Raw genomic sequence first — 16,792 nt, 5'->3', positions numbered from 1 at the left:
ACTCACGCCGAGGGGAAGACGTTGTACGGAACGGCACCGGACGGTGCCGCAGGGCCGGCCGAAGAGCCGGCCGTCATCCTCCCGGCAGACGCGGAGCCGTGGTCGAACTGCGCACCACCAGCCGCGAACCGACGCGGATGAGCCGGCCGACGCCCTCCGGACCAGGGTCGCCGTTGTCAGGACGGCCATTGTCGGAGCGGCTGTCGATGCGGCGCAGGATCTGCTCCGCGGCCAGTTCGCCGAGGTCGCGGGCGCCGTTGTCGACGACGGTGATCGGCGGGTGCCAGTACGGGAACCAGGGCGCCTCCTCGTGGCACACGAGCGAGAGCTGCTCCGGCACCCGGACCCCGAGCTGCACCAGGGACCCGAGCGCCCCGAACGTCGCTTCGTGGTTGGCGCTGTACAACGCGGTCGGCGGATCGTCCGCACCCATCACCCGCAGGACCGCCTCCGCGCCGAACGGCACGGTGTACGGGCCACGCGCGCACAGGACGGGATCGGGTTCGAGTCCGGCGGCGCCCAGGGCGGCGGCGAACCCCGCGTAGCGGTCGCGTCCCGAGTCGACGTTCGCCGGGCCGCCGATGAAGGCGATCCGGCGGTGTCCGAGGCCGAGCAGGTGCTGGACGGCCAGTTCGGCGCCCTCCCGGTCGCCGGCCATCACGGAGTCACCGGGAGCGCCGTCGGGGGTGCGCATCAGGTTGACGACCGGGATACCGGCCGCGCTCACCTCCCGGACCGTCGCGGTGTTGTCGCCGGTGCCCACGATGATCAGGCCGTCGACGCGGTGGTCCAACAGCATGTCCAGGTAACGGCGTTCGCGTACCGGGTCGGAGTCGGTGACGCACAGCAGCACCTGGTAGCCGCACTCGTCCAGCCGCTGCTGGAGCACCCCGGTGATGGTGTGGAAGGAGGCGTTCACCAGGTTGGTGATCACCAGCCCTATGAGGTTGCTGCGCCGTGTGCGCAGTCCGCTGGCGATCCGGTTCGGGCGGTAGCCGAGGCGTTCCGCCGCGGACTGCACCGCGCGCTTCGTCCGGTCGCTGACCCGGCTGGACCCGCTGAGCACCCGCGAGGCCGTGCTCTTGGAGACCCCTGCCGCCTCGGCCACCTCGTCCAAGGTGACTGCCACCCGCCCACCCCCGATCCGATCTGATCCGATCATGAAATCGATCCCATACGACCCTGCTCACACGCGGAGTCGCGATCGCCATGATGGCAGATCCAGTGAAGTCAGTGGCGTAAACAATGCGTTTCACGAGCAACTTCCGGCCAGAACGACATTGACCTCCACCCCGATCCGCTGCAACCGTGCTGTGCAATCGATCCCACACGGAGCACAGCATGACCCCTTCGAGCACCGTCCCCTGGCGCGGCTACTGGCCCGCCGCTCCCACCCCCTTCGCCGCCGACGGCTCGCTCGACGAGAACGCCTGGCGCGAACTGCTCGGGCTGTACGCCGAAAACGGCGTCCACGGGGTCCTGGTGAACGGCACGACCGGCGAGTGGTTCTCCCAGACCCCCGAGGAGCGCCGCCGGGTCGCCGAGATCGCGGTCACCGAACTCTCCGGGCAGCTGCCGGTGGTGATCGGCTGCGGCGCGTACACCGCGGCCGAGTCCGCGCGGTACGGCACACACGCCCGCTCGATCGGCGCGGACGGCATCCTCACCACCCCGCCGCCCTACGTCCATCCGAGCCAGGACGAGATCCACGCCTTCTACGCCACCCTCGCCGGGGCGGTCGACCTGCCGCTCATGGTCTACAACTGGCCGCGCGGCACCGCCGTCGACATCACCGTCGACACCCTGGCCAGGCTGGCCGAACTGGACACCGTGGTGGCCGTCAAGGACAGTTCCGGCGACGAGCTGAAGGTCGCCGACACCTGCGCCGCCCTGGCCGGGAAGGTCCAGGTCTTCGGCCGCTTCATCCACCGCCGGGGCATGGCCGTCATGGCCGAGTTCGGCGGCGCGGGAAACATCGACGGCGGCGGCCTCGGCGCCCCCTTCGCCGTCCCCTTCTACGAGGCCTACTGGGCAGGCGACCTGGCCCTCGCCCGGGACTGGTCCGCACGCTACGAACGGCTTGTGAACCTGCTCGTCAACGACGACTACAGCTCTCGGTTCGCCTCACCCACCTCGCAGCTCAAAGCCGCCATGCGGCTGCTCGGGCAGCCCGGAGGGCACGTACGCCCCCCGCTGCTTCCCCTGGAGGACCCGTCCGCGCTGCTCGGCCTGTCCGAGGCGCTCGACGAGGCCGGGCTGCACCCCTGTTCCACCAGTACCGGAAAAAGGTGAACCGACCGTGCGCAGACTTCTCATCGCGGCCTCTTCAGCCGCCGCCCTGCTCCTGACCGTGACGGCCTGCGGCAGCGAGGACTCGTCCTCGTCGTCCGCCGCCGCGGCCCCGACCGGCTGCACGCCCAAGGTGGGCAAGGCGGACCTGGTCAAGGCGGGCACGCTGACGATCTCGACCAACGCGACCCTGCCGCCCATGCAGTACCTGGACGCCTCCAACAAGATCGTCGGCATGCGGGTGGACCTCGGCAACGAGATAGCCAAACTCCTCTGCCTCACCCCGGAGTTCGTCAACATCCCCTTCGACGCGCAGATCCCCGGTGTGCAGTCCGGACGCTGGGACATGATCGACACCGGCATGTTCTACACACCGGAGCGCGCCAAGACCATCAAGCTCGTCCCGTACGAGATCCAGGGTGTCTCCGTCTCCGTCGCCAAGGGCAACCCGAAGAAGATCACCTCCGAGGACGGTCTGTCGGGCAGGACCATCGCCGTGGAGGCCCCGGGCTACGAGTTCGACACCCTCACCGCGCTCAACAAGGAACTGAAGGCAGCGGGCAAGAAGCAGATCACCGTCCGCACCTTCACGACCACCGCCGACGCCTACCAGGCACTGTCCGCGGGCCAGGTCGAGGGCGTGGCCATCGTCGAGTCGGTCACCAGCTACTACCAGAAGGACGGCCGCTTCGAGACGGCGGTCAAGGGCATGAACCCCGCGCCGCTCGCCCTCGGCTTCGGCAAGCAGAAGCCCGCCGACGCGGTGGCGGGCGCGCTCAACACCCTGCGCGAGAACGGCTACTTGGCGACGTTGTTCAAGAAGTACGGCGTCACGGCCTACACCGGCGACCTCAAGGTGACCACCGGCGCGATCAGCGCGAAGTAGCGAGCGAAGGGCGAGAGCCATGTGGTCCTGGGATGCCTTCTTCTCCTTCCTCACCAATCCCCAGCTCATTCAGGGAGCCTGGACGACGATCTGGCTGACCACGGTCAGCATGGTGCTCGCCCTTCCGCTCGCCGTGCTCGTGGCGCTCGGCAGAGCGTCCCGCATCGCACCGGTCCGGGCGGTCACGGGCTTCTATGTGTGGCTGATGCGCGGCACCCCGCTGCTGGTCCAACTGGTCATCATCTACACGGGGTTGCCACAGGTGGGCCTGCGCCTCGGCGTGATCAGCGCGGCACTGACCGGTCTGGTCCTCAACGAGGCGGCGTACCTCTCGGAGATCGTCCGCGCCGGGGTCCTCTCGGTCCCGCGCGGTCAGTCCGAGGCGGCCCGTGCTCTGGGCATGCCGCCCTGGAAGGTGTTCCGGGTGGTGGTCATGCCGCAGGCGCTGCGGGTGATGGTCCCGCCGCTCGGCAACAGCTTCAACGGCCTGCTCAAGACGACCACGCTCGTCTCGGTGATCTCCGTCGAAGAGCTGCTGCGCCGCACCCAGTTCGCCGTCCAGACCAACTTCCGCGTCCTGGAGGGCCTCACCGCGGCGGCCCTGTACTACCTGGCGATGACCACCCTGTGGGGGCTGGTCCAGCGGTGGCTGGAGGTCCGGGTGGGCCGCGGTCACCAGACCGGGCCGAGCCGTGGCCGCCGCATCAAGAGCGCCACCGTACCGGCACTCGAACTGGAGACCCGATGACCATCGAGAAGACAGCCGCTCCCGCGGTCGTCGAAGCGTGCCAGGTACGCAAGTCGTACGGCGGGGTCGAGGTCCTCAAGGGCATCGACCTGACGGTCCGGCAGGGCGAGGTCGTCCTCGTCCTGGGCCCGTCGGGCGGCGGCAAGAGCACCTTCCTGCGCACCCTGAACCACCTGGAGGCGCCCGACTCGGGCACCGTCAGCATCTGCGGCGAGCGGATCGGCTACGGCGAGAAGGGCGCCCTGCGGGAACGGCGGATCGCCGTCCAACGGCGGCGTACCGGCATGGTGTTCCAGCAGTTCAACCTGTTCCCGAACATGACCGCGCTGGACAACGTGGCGTCCGGTCCCGTGCACGTGAACGGCGTGTCCAAGGCCGAAGCACGCGCCGCCGCAGGCGAGTTGCTGGCGATGGTGGGCCTCGCCGACAAGACCGGCTCCTACCCCTCCCAGCTCTCCGGCGGCCAGCAGCAGCGGGTGGCCATCGCCCGCGCCCTGGCGATGCGGCCCGAACTGCTGCTCTTCGACGAACCGACCTCGGCGCTCGACCCGGAGATGGTCGGGGAGGTGCTCGACGTCATGGTCCGGCTCCGCGAGGAGGGCATGACCATGATCGTGGTCAGTCATGAGATGGGCTTCGCCCGCGCGGCGGCCGACCGGGTGGTGTTCATCGCCGACGGCCTGGTGGTGGAGGACAAGTCCCCGGACGTGTTCTTCTCCGCGCCGGAGCACGAACGCACCCGGCAGTTCCTGGAGCGAATCCTGTGACCCTCGTATGTCCTCCACCCCCCATGACCCCAGTGAGCACCACCATGAGCACACGCCCTCTGCCGGAGACCGTCACCGTCACCATCGACGGCAGCCCCAGCCAGGCCTGGGCGGGCCAGTCCGTGACCGCCGTCCTGGTCACGGCCGGGATCTGGCCGCTGCGCCGCAACCCGGTCAACGGCCAGCCGCGCGGCCCGTTCTGCGGGATGGGGGTCTGCATGGAGTGCGAGGTGACCATCAACGGCCGTCCGGGTTCCCGCAGTTGCACCGCGCACGTCACCGACGGCATGGACATCCGGACGGCGGCACATGGCTGACGTCATCGAGGAGTCGGAGACGGATGCAGCGGTGGTCGGCGGCGGCCCCGCCGGACTGCACGCGGCGCTGGTCCTCGCCCGGGGCGGGCTGCGGGTGGTCCTGCTCGACGAGTCCGACACCCTCGGCGGCCAGTACTACAAGCGCCGGGCCGAGCAACTCGCCGCGTCCTTCGGCGACTTCCGCCCGCGCGGCACCGAACTGATCCGCCAGGTACGGGAGTCGGGCGTCGACTGCCGCACCGGCACCCTGGTCTGGGGCGCCGAGGACGACGGGCGCACCCTGTTCACCAGCGACGTGCACACCGGCGCGCTCGGCCAGGTGCGCGCCCGTGCCACGCTCGCCGCCACCGGCGCGTACGAACGCACCCTGCCCTTCCCGGGGTGGACCCTGCCTGGTGTCGTCACCCCCGGGTTCGCCCTGCATCTGGCCACCATGGACCGGGTCCCGGTGGGCCGGCGGGTGGTGCTCGCCGGGACCGGTCCTTTCCTGCTCCCGGTCGCCTGCGCGCTGCTGGAGGCGGGCGCCGGGATCGAGGCGCTGGTCGAGCTGAACCACCCGTACCGGCCCCGGACTTCGGTGATCGGCGGTGCGCTGCGGCAGCCCGCGCGGCTCGCGGAGGCGGCCCGTTATCTGCTGACCCTCGCCCGGCACGGCGTACGCGTCGAACAGGGTGCGCGCGTGGTGGCCGCGCACGGCGACACCCAGGTCACCGCGGTGGACATAGCGGGCGCGGACGGTGGCGTCCGCCGGGTCGAGACCGACGCGCTGTGCGTCGGCTTCGGCTTCCGCCCCAGCACCGAACTCCCCCGCCTCCTCGGCTGCCGTACCGAACCGGACCCGACGGGCACGGAACAGCTCCCCGTCGTGGACGCGGACGGCGCGACCTCGGTGGACGGGCTGTACGTCGCCGGGGACTGCGCCGGTATCGCGGGCGTCCACGCGGCAGGCGTACGAGGACAGCTCGCCGCCCATGCGATCCTGCGCCGCCTGGCACCGGAACGCGCACCCGTGCGGGTGGCCGGCCTCCGTCGCCGGGCCCGCGCCCTGGACCGCTTCGCGGAACTGGCCGACCGTCTCTATCCCCTGCCCGCTCTGGCGGACCTCGCCGACACCACCCAGGTCTGCCGCTGCGAGGGCGTCACCGCGGGCGAGATCCGGCAGGCCGTCGCCACCGGCTGGAACGATCTGCACGGCACCAAGGCCGCCACCCGTGCCGGTATGGGCCCCTGCCAGGGACGCGAATGCGGCCACATCGTCGCGGCGCTGGCCGCGCGGGGTTCCGGGCCGGACCGGGAACCGGAGTCCTTCGCGGCCCGGATGCCGCTGCGACCGCTGCCGATGGCCACGACGGTCGAGGCGGCCGGAGGGCGGGAGGTGGCGGACCGGTGACCGACGCACAGCCGGACGTCATCGTCATTGGCGCCGGCGTTCTCGGCGCCAGTGCCGCCTTCCATCTCGCCGAACGCGGTTACCGCGTCGTGGTGTTGGAGCGCGGCGCCCCCAACAGGGAAGGCTCCGGCACCACCGCGGGCAACCTCCACATCCAGGCCATCCACACCCGTCGCCCCGGCCAGGAGGTCCCGGTCGACAGTGCCCGGCTGCTGCCGCTGCAACGCAGGGCGTCGGACCACTGGGCGCAGATCGAGGAACGGCTCGGCGCGGACGTGGAGTTGCGGCGCGGCGGCGGCTTCATGGTCGCCGAAACCGCCGTACAGGAAGAGGAGTTGAGGGAGAAGCACGAGTGGGAGCGCGAGGCGGGCATCCCCACTGAGGTGCTCACCGGCGACGAGGCCCGCAAGCGCCTGCCGCTCCTCTCCGACCGTGTACGCGCCGCCAGTTGGTGTCCGCTCGACGGTTACGCCAACCCGCTGCTGATCACCCCGGCCTATCTGACGGCCGCCCGCCGCCTCGGCGCCGAGGTGCACGCCTTCACCCCGGTGACCGGCGTCCAGCGGGCCGGCGACGACTACAAGGTGCTCTCGGGCGACCGGAGTTGGACCGCGCCCGTCGTCGTCAACGTGGCCGGACCGTGGATCACCGAGATCTCCGCGCTCGCGGGGGTGGGGATACGGATGTCCCCGGTCGCCATCCAGATGCATGTGACCGTGCGGGTCCCGCCGGTGATGCACCACCTGGTCCAGCACATCGGCGAGGGCATGTCGGTCAAGCAGGTCAGCGCCGGCAACCTGCTGATCGGGGGCGGCTGGCCCGCGGCGAAGCTCGACATGGCGGGCCGCAGCACCGTCAGCCTGCCCAGCATGGCCGGCAACCTCGCCCAGGCCGGACGGATCCTGCCGTTCCTCGGCGACCTGCGGCTGCTGCGCATGTGGGCCGGGCCACTGGCCGCGACCCCGGACGAGATGCCGGTGATCGGCGAAGTCCCGGGCCACCCCGGGTTCTTCGTCGCGGGCGGCACCTACGCGTTCACCCTCGCCCCGGTGTGGGGCGACACGCTGGCCCGCCAGATCGCCGGGGAGCCCCCGGCCGACCCGGTGGACGACCTGGGCCCCGCCCGCCTGCTCCACAAGGCCACTGTCCCCACTCCCCGAAAGGCCACGGCACCATGACCACCACCCTGAGGATGTTCGTCAACGGCCAGGCCATGTCCGGAGGCACCCTCAACCACGCGCTGAGCGACGCCCGCCTCCTCGGCCCCGCCCGCACGGCGGCCTCGTACCGCTTCTTCTCCGTACGCGACGAGTTCCCCGGCCTGCACCCGGTCACGGAGGGCGGCGCGGCGATCAACGGCGAGGTGTACGAGGTGAGTTACGAGGTGCTGCGCGAGCAGCTGCTCCCCGAGGAGCCCGAGGAACTCGAACTGGGCGTCATCACCCTGGAGGACGGCTCGGGTTCCTTCTCGATGCGCATGCGCGCCTCCGCGCTGACGGCCCCCGGTGTCGTCGACATCACGGCCCACGGCGGCTGGCACGCCTACCTCGCCACCACCCTCTGACCCCTCGCTGGAGGTTCTCACCATGTCTCATCCCGATCCGATCGATCTCGTGGTCCGCGGTGGCACCGTGGTCAACGCCGACTGGCAGGGCACCGCGGACGTCCTGGTGGGCGGCGGAAAGGTGCTGGGGGTGGTGGAGCCGGGCGCGTACCGTGCCGCGCAGCCGCCCGGCACCACCGAGATCGACGCGTCCGGACGCCTCGTCCTGCCCGGCGGGGTGGATCCGCACTGCCATGTCGGCTTCACCTCGGGCGACTTCACCTCCCTCGACGACTACCGCCAGGCGACCACGGCGGCCGTCTTCGGCGGTACGACCACGATCGTGGACTTCGCCATCCCGCGCCCCGGCGAGAACCCGGCCGACGTCGCCGCCACCCAACGCGCCAAGGCGGCACAGGGGTTGTGCGACAGCGCGCTGCACGCGTGTGTGGTCGAGTGGGACGACACCGTGCCGGAGCAGCTGCGCTCGCTGACCTCCGACGGCATCGTCACGGTCAAGATGTTCACCACGTACCGCGGCGAGACGATGGCCGACGAGAAGACGATCCTGAACGTGATGACGACACTGCGGGACCTGGGCGGCATGGTGGTCATCCACTGCGAGGCCGACCACATCATCGCGGACACGCAGGAACGCGGTGAGGCGGCCGGGTCGATCAGCGCGTGCCATCACGCCGGTACGAGGCCGGAGTTGGCCGAGAACGCCTCGGTCGCCGAGATCCTCGCCATCGCCGAATCGGTCTCGGCCCCCGTGTACTTCGTCCACCAGTCGACACCCGAGGCCGTCGACCTGGTGGCCCGCGCCCGCGGCCGGGGCGTACGCGCCTTCACCGAGACCGTCGCCCACCACCTGGTCCTGGACGACACGGCGTACGAGGGCCCGCACCCCGAACGCTTCGTGTGCTGCCCGCCTTTGCGCGGCGCCGACACGGTAGCCGGACTGCGCTCACGGCTGCTCCTGGGCCAGGTGGCGACCATCGGCAGCGACCACTGCTGCTACGACACGGCCCAGAAGGAGTCGGTGAGCCACGACGTACGGGCGATGCCCAATGGCCTGCCGGGAGTTGAGACCCGGATGCCGGTGATCTTCAGCGAGCTGGTGGTCAAGGGCGGGCTGCCGGCGGGCCGCTTCGTCGAGCTGATGTGCGCCAACCCGGCCCGGCTCAACGGCCTGTACCCCCGCAAGGGCGTCATCGCCCCCGGCGCGGACGCCGACCTGGCGATCTGGGACCCCACGGCCACCCGGACCGTCCGCAGCACCGGCCTGCACATGGCCACGGACTACACCCCGTACGAGGGCATCCAGGTCACCGGCTGGCCCCAGACCGTCCTGGTGGCCGGCCGCCCCGTCATCGAGGCCGGCCGCCTGACGGACCCCGAACCCCGGGGCCGCCATCTGCGTTCGGGGCCACTGAGCGGGTCCTTGGTCTGCTGATCCGGCCGGATCGGAGACTGCGTCGACCATCCTCAGCGGCGGTGGCGGGGAATGCAGAGGCTCCTTGAACTCCTCGTACATGGAGTCGGCGACGGCCCTGGGGTTGTCGAGGCCGATGAGGTCGGCCATCTCGGAGGCCGTCGGCCAACTGTGCCTTCCCACCGTGGATGCGCGTGCGCTGAACGGCCTCAAGTTCAGCGCCACACTGCCGACCCGGCTTTCGGAGGCCACGAGAAGGCGGCGCCCCAGCGACCCACCAGAAAGCCCAGGACGTAGGCCGGGCCGACGGGTTGGCCACCTTCGCGCGTGCGGCTGGACGAGGTGACATGCCGCGTCAGACCGCTTCGCCGTCGAGGAGGCCCCGCAGGATGATGCCGAGCGCGCCGGCGACTCGCTGGTGGAGGTCGAAGGGGGCCGGCTCCGTTCGGATCCAGCGCAGGATCGTCGTGAAGTAACAGGCGGCCAGCAGCTGTCCGGCCTGTTCGCAGTCGACGTCCGCCCTGATCTCCCCACGCCGCCGCCCTTGTTCGACGATCCTGGCGAGTTCGATCTCCAGGGACGGGTCCTGGAGAAGGCGGCCGTACCGCGCGGAGGCGTCCATCAGGACGGTGGTCTCGGCGCGGGACACGACGTTGAGGTCGGCCATCTCCTTCAGGTAACGGCGCAGGCGGTCGCCGACCGGCAGGTCCTCGGCGCCCTGGGAGCCGAGGATCTCGTTGACGCGGGCGCGGCGGCGGGCCCCCCATTCCTCGAGGAACCCGACCTTCTGCGAGAAGTGGTTGAAGACGGTGGCCCGGGCGACGTCGGCGGTCTCGGCGATCTGGTCCATGGTCGTCGCCTCGTACCCCTGGCTGACGAACAGGTGCAGCGCCGAGGCGTAGAGCTGGTCGCGCACCTGCTGCCGCTTGCGTTCCCGGCGTCCGGCGGGCGGCGCCGCGGGCACGGTTTCGGCTCCTGTCTCCGGGATCTTCATGGCCGCCAGTACAGCACAGGGCCGCACGGGTATTGACGCCGCCCCACCACCTTCTTAGATTGTCGGCCATTGATGGACTCCAGTCCAGCAATGTACTGAAGTCTCGCCATCCGTGCGGGACGAGACAGGAGGCAACGTGGCTTCCGTGGCATCCCGGACAGGCTGTGTCGAGCTCGGACACGGCTGTCACGCCTGGATCGCGGGCGATGTCGGCTGGGGCATGAGCAACGCCGGGCTGATCACCGGCCGGGGCGCGTCACTGCTCGTCGACACCCTCTACGACCTGCGGCTGACCAGGAACATGCTCGACGCGCTGACACCGCTGACCGCGACCGCGCCGATCTCCACCGTGGTCAACACCCATGGCAACGGCGACCACTGGTTCGGCAACCAGCTCGTGGCCCACGCCGAGATCATCGCGGCCCGCGGGTCCGTCGCGGACATGCGTCAGGTGGGTCCGGCCGAGATGCGGGCGCTGACCGGCATGGACAGCCCCGCCGGACACTTCGCGCGACGGATCTTCAGCCGCTTCGACCACGCCGGCATCGAACCCGTCCTCCCGAACCGGGTCTTCGACGGCGAGACCGTGCTGGACGTCGGCGGCACCGAGGTCCGCCTCATCGACGTGGGTCCCGCGCACAGCGCCGGGGACACGATCGTGCACGTGCCGCGGGCCCGGACCGTCTACACCGGCGACATCGTCTTCGCCGGGGCGGCGCCGGTCGTCTGGCACGGCCCCTTCGCCCGCTGGCTCGCCGCCTGCGATCTGCTGCTGGGCCTCGACGCGGACATCGTCGTGCCCGGCCACGGCCCCGTCACCACCAAGCGGACGGTCCGTGAGATCCGCGACTACCTCGAATACGTCCATGAGCAGGCCACCGCCCGCTTCACCGCCGGAATGCCGGCCATGGACGCGGCCCGCGACATCCGCCTGGGCCGCTTCGCCGACCTGCACGAGAGCGAACGCCTCGCCGTCAACGTGCACACCGTCTACCGGGAGCTCGACCCCGCACTGCCCCCGCTCGACGGCCCCGGTCTGTTCGGCCGCATGGCCGAGCTCTGCCCCCGCGTCTGACGACGCCCCACCTCGCCTGCCCTGACCTCGCAAGGAGGAGACATGGTCTCCACTCCCGCCTACGACCCACCTGCCGCCGCCCCGTCGCCCGATGCAGCACCGACCGAAAGGGCCACCACGGCACGCCACACCGGCACGATCGTCGCCGCCTGTCTGGCGGTCTGCCTGGCCCAGATCGGACTGGTCCTGCCCGCCGCGATCAACGGCGTCATGCAGCGCACCCTCCAGACGTCCGGCGGCGAACTGACCTGGATCAGCGACGCCTTCCTGGTGCCCGCCGCCGTCCTCGCCCTGACCTTCGGCGTCGTGGGCGACCTGTACGGCCGTAAGAAGCTGGTGGTCTGCGCGGCGCTGCTGTCCGCCGTCGGCTACCTGGTGTCGGCCACCTCCGACTCGGCGGCCCAGCTGATCACCGGCCAGGCGATCTCCGGCATCGGAGCCGCCGCGCTCTTCCCCGCCTCCCTGTCGATGGTCATCGCCGGCACGCCGACACCGGCCGCGCGCGCCAAGGGCCTGGCCTCCTGGACCACGGCCCTGTCGCTGGGTGCCCTGATCGCTCCGCTGATGTCCGGTGGCATCGTCGAGCACGCCTCCTTCCAGTGGGCGTTCGGCGTGACCGGAGTGCTCGCCGTGATCACCGCGGCGGCGGCCTGGCTGCTGGCCACCGAGTCCAGCGCCCCCGAGGGCCGTTCGCTCGACTGGCCGGGACAGATCACCATCGCCCTGGCCATGCTCACCCTCCTGTACGGCATCATCCAGGGCCCCTCCGACGGCTGGGGCTCGGCACCCGTCGTCGCGTGCTTCGTCGCCTTCGTCGTGTTCCTCGCCGCGTTCGTGACGGTGGAGAACCGCAGCGCGTCCCCGATGCTGCGCCTGGAGCTGTTCCGCATCCCGGCCTTCGCCGCGTCGGCCGCGATGGCGGTGATCGGCATGTTCGGCTTCCTCGGCGGCGCGTACGACCTGAGCATCCGCCTCGGCGTCATCCAGCACCAGAGCCCCTTCCAGACCGCGGTGCCCTTCCTGGTCGTCCAGGGCATCACCCCGTTCATCTGGCCGCTCCTGGTCCGCCTGCTGCACCGCGTCGGCCCCGGCCCCATGCTGGTCACCGGGTTCGTCTCGCTCGCCGTCGCCCAACTGTGGCTGCGGGCGGTGCCGATCCACGAAAGCGGCCTGATCCCCCTGCTCGGGCCGCTGGTGCTCAACGGTGTCGGCTTCGGTCTGGTCGTCGCCGCCCTCACCGCCGCCGCCGTCAACGTCGTACCGCCCACCCTGACCGGTATGGCCAGCGCCACCACCAGCCTGGTCCGCGATCTCGGTCAGACCCTCGGCCCGGCGGTCGTCGGCGCCGTCGCCCTCGGCCTGGCGTCGAGTCAACTGACCGGCAGTCTCGCCGACTTGGGCCTCACCCCCGAGGAGCACGGCATCGCCTCCGCCGTCCTGCACGAAGGCGGCCCGATCGCCCTGCACACCGCCGACCTCGGCCCGCTCAGCGCCAAGCTCGCCCCGTACACCACGGACGCCCTGGCCCACGGCTACAACAACGGACTGATCCTCACCGCCGTCGCCTGCGTGGCCGCCGCCGCGATCGCCGCCGTCTTCGTCGGCTTCCGGCCCGGTGGCACCCGGCCGGCCGGGGCGGAGGGGAGCACGGCATGAGGTTCGCGACCTTCGTCCACGACGGGAAACGGCGGTCGGGAGCCGTCGCCGGCGACCAGGTCCACCCGTTCGAACACCCCGTAGAGCTGCTGGACCTGATCGTGGAGGGCGAGCAGTCCCTGCGCTCGGCGGGCGAACGCGCCCTGACCGGCACTCTGCCGCTGCCCCTGGCCGACGTACGGCTGCTGCCACCACTGCGACCGCCGACCGTACGCGACTACATGACCTTCGAGAGCCACGTCGAAGGCGTCGCCCAGGGGTACGGCGACACGGTCCCCGAGGAGTGGTACGAGGCCCCCGCGTTCTACTTCACCAACCCGTACGCGATGATCGGCGCCCACGACAACGTACCGGTACCGCCGGGTTGCACACGCCTCGACTTCGAACTCGAAGTGGCCGCCGTCATCGGCAGGGCGGGCCGGGACCTCACCCCCGAGCGGGCACGCGACCACATCCTCGGCTACACGATCCTCAACGACTGGTCCGCCCGCGACCTCCAGGGCCGCGAGATGAAGGTGAAACTCGGCCCGGCCAAGGGCAAGGACACCGCCACCACCCTCGGCCCCTGGCTCGTCACCGCCGACGAACTCGAAGCCCACCGCACCCCGGAGGGCTTCCTCGACCTCGCCCTGACCGTCCAGGTCAACGGCGAGAACGTCGGCCGGGACCGACTGGCCGACATGGCCTGGACGTTCGAGGAGATGGCGGCGTACGCCTCCCGCGGCACCTGGATCCGCCCCGGTGACGTCCTGGGCTCCGGCACCTGCGGCAACGGCGGCTGCCTGGCCGAACTCTGGGGCCGCGGCGGCACCTTCGAACCCCCGCCGCTGACCCCCGGCGACACGGTCACCATGACGGTCGAGGGCATCGGCACGATCAGCAACACGGTCGTCGAGGGCGTGGCTCCGGTGCCGCTGCCCTCCGCCCGCCGCAGGCGATGACCCCACCGGACGTGGCCGACCTCTGGCTAGACGGTCACATGTGCGTAGACCAGAGGCTCGGCCGCGTCGCTCTCGTCGACGGTCACCAGGGCCGTGCCTGCCGTGTCGCCCTGCTCGGGGATGTCCGCGTAGAGACCGGCCAGGTGCCCCTCGGTTCCGATCGTCCAGGGAAGCCCGACGGATTCGATGTCGTCCTGCTCCAGGACGGGGTCGTCGGTCACCAGGTCCCCGGTGGTCCTGTCCAGCGAGGCCAGGAACGCCTTGAGGCCTGCGGGGCCGGTGCGGAAGCGCAGATAGAGGTCTTGGCCGCTCTCCGCACCGCCGTCGCCCGGGACCACCAGGTAGGAGGCGTTCCGGGCCCCGGCGGGCACCGCGAGCCGGAAGGTCTTCCGGAGCGCGGCGCCGGGGACCCCGTGCTTCTCCCGCGGGGCTTTCGGCAACGCGTCGTCCTTGAACCCGAAGGCCATCAGCGGTCCCGCGAGGATCGCCCCGGCGATCAGCAGGAACACACAACAGACCAGCACAAGAAGCGCGAGGGGCAGTCGCCGCTCGCCCTCCGGGCGCGTCATGTCCGCCATCAGGGCTCCTTCTCCGAACCTTCGGGTGTGATGCCTACGATCCCCGGCGCGCTCGCGGGTGCCGCAGCCGGGGTACTCGCCTCCGGGGGCGCCGGCCGGAGGGGCGGTTCAGCCGGAAGGCCGGTTCAGAGGAAGGTGATCCGTGCGAGCCGGCTGTCCAGCCAGTCCTCCGGGCGGGTGGGCTGGGCGATGGTGCCCGGGTTGTGGGGCTGGTTGAGGTCGGCGACGATCTCGGCCAGGACCCGGCGGCGTTCGGTGCCGTCCGTGACGGGCGTGGCCCGTGCGGCGAGGTCGGCGCGCAGCCCGTGCTTGAGGTGGAGCGTGAACTCCGGGTGGGCCAGGAGGTTGGCGTACCAGCTCGTCGGGCGGCCCGACGTGCCGCTGCACAGGTACGTCTCCCCCAGGGCCCGGTAGAAGAAGATCTCGATGCGGCGGGGGCGGCCGGTGCGGCGTCCCGTCGTGGTGATGTCGATGATCCGCTCGGCCGTCCCGGCGGCCGGGGTGATCTCGATGGCCGCGCGTACCGTCGCGTCCACGGTGGCTCCTTTCCTCTTTCCTATTTCCTCGTACGGCTGTGGCCTGTGGCGTCGGGTCAGGCGGCTGCGTGCTTGAGGGCGGGACCGAGGAGGAGTCCGCCGTCGATGACGAACTCCGCGCCGGTGGCGAAGGACGCGTCGTCCGAGCTGAGGAACAGCAGGGCGCGGGTGATGTCGGCCGGTTCGCCGAGCCGGGGTACGGCGAACGGCTCGGGCGAGTAGAAGTCCGAGATCGGAGCGTCGCTGCCGACGGCGGGCTCGGTGATGAACGGTGTGGCGATGACGCCGGGGTGGATGGCGTTGACGCGGATGTTGTCGCGGCCCAGCTCCAGCGCGGCGGTCTGCGTCAACCCTCGTATCGCCCACTTCCCAGCGACATAGGGGGCGTAGAAGGCGGTGCCGCCCATGCCGGAGGTGGAGGCGATGTTGACGATGACACCCCCGCCGCCCCTGCGCAGCGAGGGGACCGCCGCCCTGATGCCGAGGAACGTGCCCGTGAGGTTGATGTCGAGGACGCGGTCCCACACCCGCCGGTCGGTGGCCTCGATCGGGGCGGCCGGGTTCTGGACGCCGGCGTTGTTGACCAGGACGGACAACGGGCCGAAGCGCTCCTCGGCCGCCGTGACTGCGGCGTCCCAGGAGTCCTCGTCGGTGACGTCGAGGCGGACGTGGAGGGCGCGGTCGCCGAGTTCCGCGGCGAGGACGCGCCCCTGCTCCTCGGCGATGCCGGCGATCACGACGTTGGCGCCCTCGGCGTGGTAGGCGCGGACGTGGCTGGTCCCCTGGCCTCCGGTACCGCCGGTGACGAGCACGGTGCAGTGGTCGAAGCGTCCCATGGGTGGCTCCATTCATAGTGGCGAGTCGAGTGACTCGCCTCGCATTCGAACGTACGGGCTCGACGCATGGCGAGTCAAGTGACTCACCTCGCCTAGGATGGGGCCATGCCCACCGAGCCGTCGGCCTACCACCAGCGCGTCGCCGAGCAGAAGCGCGCGGCGATCCTGCGCGCGGCCACCCGTCTCTTCCTGGACTCCGGATACGACCGGACCTCGCTGGCCAGGGTCGCCGAGGCCGCCGAGGTGTCGAAGGCGACCCTGTTCAAGCAGTTCCCGACCAAGGCGGCGCTCTTCGACGCGATCGTCTCCGCGTCCTGGCAGGCGGGCGACGGGGACGAGGAGGCTCCGCCGCCGGGCGACCCGCGCGCCGGCCTCGCCCGGATCGGCCGGCGCTACGTGGCACTGCTCACCCGCCCGGACATGGCCGACCTGTTCCGGATCGTCATCGCGGAACTGCCGCGCTTCCCGGAGCTGGCCGAGTCGCAGTTCAACCACGGCAAGATGCCGTACTTCGACTCGGTACGCCGTTATCTGGAGGCCGAGCGCACGGCCGGCACGGTCGTGCTGGACGATCCGGAACTGGCCGCCACACAGTTCCTCGGCATGATCTCCAACTACGTGTTCTGGCCCCGCATGCTCCTGCCCCGCTGGGCTCCCGACGACGCGGCCATGGAGCACGTCGTGGACGAGGCCGTGGCGATGATGGCCGCCAGGTACGCCGCGACGGTTACGGCGATCACCAGGGGAGAATGATATGTGAGGGGAATGTAAAGACAGGGGGGCAACTGTGGGAGTGGACGG

18 protein-coding genes and 1 pseudogene are annotated in these 16,792 nt (G+C 70.9%); 13 read left to right on the top strand and 6 right to left on the bottom strand.

From position 1 onward, the window contains the following. Positions 1–73: 73 nt before the first annotated feature. Positions 74–1,129, bottom strand: coding sequence for a LacI family DNA-binding transcriptional regulator (locus ACFYXF_RS19725; RefSeq protein ID WP_389350882.1), 1,056 nt, complete (start codon positions 1,127–1,129; stop codon positions 74–76). A 212-nt stretch (positions 1,130–1,341) separates the two neighbouring features. Between ACFYXF_RS19725 and ACFYXF_RS19720 the strand changes: the two genes are divergently transcribed. Genes ACFYXF_RS19720 through hydA form a run of 9 tightly spaced genes read left to right on the top strand, consistent with a single transcriptional unit; the run spans position 1,342 to position 9,396 of the window. Then, positions 1,342–2,292: a dihydrodipicolinate synthase family protein gene (locus ACFYXF_RS19720; RefSeq protein ID WP_389350881.1), complete on the top strand. Its 951-nt coding sequence runs from the start codon at positions 1,342–1,344 to the stop codon at positions 2,290–2,292. Positions 2,293–2,299: 7 nt separating this feature from the next. Continuing rightward, positions 2,300–3,175, top strand: a complete 876-nt coding sequence (locus tag ACFYXF_RS19715) for an ABC transporter substrate-binding protein (protein WP_389350880.1) — start codon at positions 2,300–2,302, stop codon at positions 3,173–3,175. Positions 3,176–3,194: 19 nt separating this feature from the next. After that, complete coding sequence (locus ACFYXF_RS19710) at positions 3,195–3,923, top strand: amino acid ABC transporter permease (RefSeq protein WP_389350879.1); 729 nt, start codon at positions 3,195–3,197, stop codon at positions 3,921–3,923. Continuing rightward, entirely contained in the window at positions 3,920–4,690 is a 771-nt protein-coding gene (locus ACFYXF_RS19705; RefSeq protein ID WP_389350878.1) for an amino acid ABC transporter ATP-binding protein, read from the top strand. The genes ACFYXF_RS19710 and ACFYXF_RS19705 overlap by 4 nt, the downstream gene beginning before the upstream one ends. Before the next feature lie 44 nt (positions 4,691–4,734). Continuing rightward, a complete protein-coding gene (locus ACFYXF_RS19700; RefSeq protein WP_389350877.1) occupies positions 4,735–5,007 on the top strand; it encodes a (2Fe-2S)-binding protein in 273 nt (90 codons plus the stop codon). Beyond that, positions 5,000–6,397 (top strand): FAD-dependent oxidoreductase, encoded by a 1,398-nt coding sequence (locus ACFYXF_RS19695; RefSeq protein ID WP_389350876.1) that lies wholly within the window; start codon positions 5,000–5,002, stop codon positions 6,395–6,397. Before ACFYXF_RS19700 ends, ACFYXF_RS19695 begins: the two co-directional genes overlap by 8 nt. Next, on the top strand, positions 6,394–7,575 hold the full coding sequence (locus ACFYXF_RS19690) for an NAD(P)/FAD-dependent oxidoreductase (protein WP_389350875.1): 1,182 nt from the start codon (positions 6,394–6,396) through the stop codon (positions 7,573–7,575). Before ACFYXF_RS19695 ends, ACFYXF_RS19690 begins: the two co-directional genes overlap by 4 nt. Further along, complete coding sequence (locus ACFYXF_RS19685; RefSeq protein ID WP_389350874.1) at positions 7,572–7,961, top strand: gamma-glutamylcyclotransferase; 390 nt, start codon at positions 7,572–7,574, stop codon at positions 7,959–7,961. Before ACFYXF_RS19690 ends, ACFYXF_RS19685 begins: the two co-directional genes overlap by 4 nt. A gap of 22 nt (positions 7,962–7,983) precedes the next feature. Further along, entirely contained in the window at positions 7,984–9,396 is a 1,413-nt protein-coding gene (gene hydA / locus ACFYXF_RS19680) for a dihydropyrimidinase (protein WP_389350873.1), read from the top strand. An 18-nt stretch (positions 9,397–9,414) separates the two neighbouring features. On the opposite strand, the pseudogene ACFYXF_RS19675 reads toward hydA, so the two are convergent. Next, a pseudogene (locus ACFYXF_RS19675) lies at positions 9,415–9,528 on the bottom strand (3-hydroxybutyryl-CoA dehydrogenase); the annotation flags it as partial. Between the two features lie 202 nt (positions 9,529–9,730). After that, on the bottom strand, positions 9,731–10,369 hold the full coding sequence (locus ACFYXF_RS19670) for a TetR/AcrR family transcriptional regulator (protein ID WP_389350872.1): 639 nt from the start codon (positions 10,367–10,369) through the stop codon (positions 9,731–9,733). Positions 10,370–10,514: 145 nt separating this feature from the next. On the opposite strand from ACFYXF_RS19670, the gene ACFYXF_RS19665 reads away from it, so the two are divergent. From ACFYXF_RS19665 to ACFYXF_RS19655, 3 genes are read left to right on the top strand one after another with little or no spacing between them, the layout of a single operon-like run. Further along, positions 10,515–11,444, top strand: a complete 930-nt coding sequence (locus ACFYXF_RS19665) for an MBL fold metallo-hydrolase (RefSeq protein WP_389350871.1) — start codon at positions 10,515–10,517, stop codon at positions 11,442–11,444. Between the two features lie 42 nt (positions 11,445–11,486). After that, positions 11,487–13,100, top strand: a complete 1,614-nt coding sequence (locus ACFYXF_RS19660; RefSeq protein WP_389350870.1) for an MFS transporter — start codon at positions 11,487–11,489, stop codon at positions 13,098–13,100. After that, a complete protein-coding gene (locus ACFYXF_RS19655) occupies positions 13,097–14,041 on the top strand; it encodes a fumarylacetoacetate hydrolase family protein (RefSeq protein WP_389350869.1) in 945 nt (314 codons plus the stop codon). The genes ACFYXF_RS19660 and ACFYXF_RS19655 overlap by 4 nt, the downstream gene beginning before the upstream one ends. Before the next feature lie 26 nt (positions 14,042–14,067). Here the strand turns inward: ACFYXF_RS19655 and ACFYXF_RS19650 are convergent, their stop codons facing one another. The 3 genes from ACFYXF_RS19650 to ACFYXF_RS19640 all read right to left on the bottom strand — a co-directional run bounded on the left by ACFYXF_RS19650 (position 14,068) and on the right by ACFYXF_RS19640 (position 15,991). After that, on the bottom strand, positions 14,068–14,619 hold the full coding sequence (locus tag ACFYXF_RS19650) for a hypothetical protein (protein ID WP_389350868.1): 552 nt from the start codon (positions 14,617–14,619) through the stop codon (positions 14,068–14,070). A 125-nt stretch (positions 14,620–14,744) separates the two neighbouring features. After that, positions 14,745–15,155 carry a nitroreductase family deazaflavin-dependent oxidoreductase gene (locus ACFYXF_RS19645; protein WP_389350867.1) on the bottom strand — a complete coding sequence of 137 codons (411 nt, stop codon included), beginning with the start codon at positions 15,153–15,155 and terminating at the stop codon, positions 14,745–14,747. A 56-nt stretch (positions 15,156–15,211) separates the two neighbouring features. Further along, positions 15,212–15,991, bottom strand: a complete 780-nt coding sequence (locus ACFYXF_RS19640; RefSeq protein ID WP_389350866.1) for an SDR family NAD(P)-dependent oxidoreductase — start codon at positions 15,989–15,991, stop codon at positions 15,212–15,214. A gap of 105 nt (positions 15,992–16,096) precedes the next feature. Between ACFYXF_RS19640 and ACFYXF_RS19635 the strand changes: the two genes are divergently transcribed. Beyond that, positions 16,097–16,744, top strand: coding sequence for a TetR/AcrR family transcriptional regulator (locus ACFYXF_RS19635; RefSeq protein WP_389350865.1), 648 nt, complete (start codon positions 16,097–16,099; stop codon positions 16,742–16,744). Positions 16,745–16,792: the final 48 nt, after the last annotated feature.

This window comes from Streptomyces sp. NPDC002680, from assembly GCF_042889145.1.
Taxonomy (GTDB): domain Bacteria; phylum Actinomycetota; class Actinomycetes; order Streptomycetales; family Streptomycetaceae; genus Streptomyces; species Streptomyces adonidis.
This window is presented reverse-complemented; position numbering and strand designations above follow the sequence as displayed.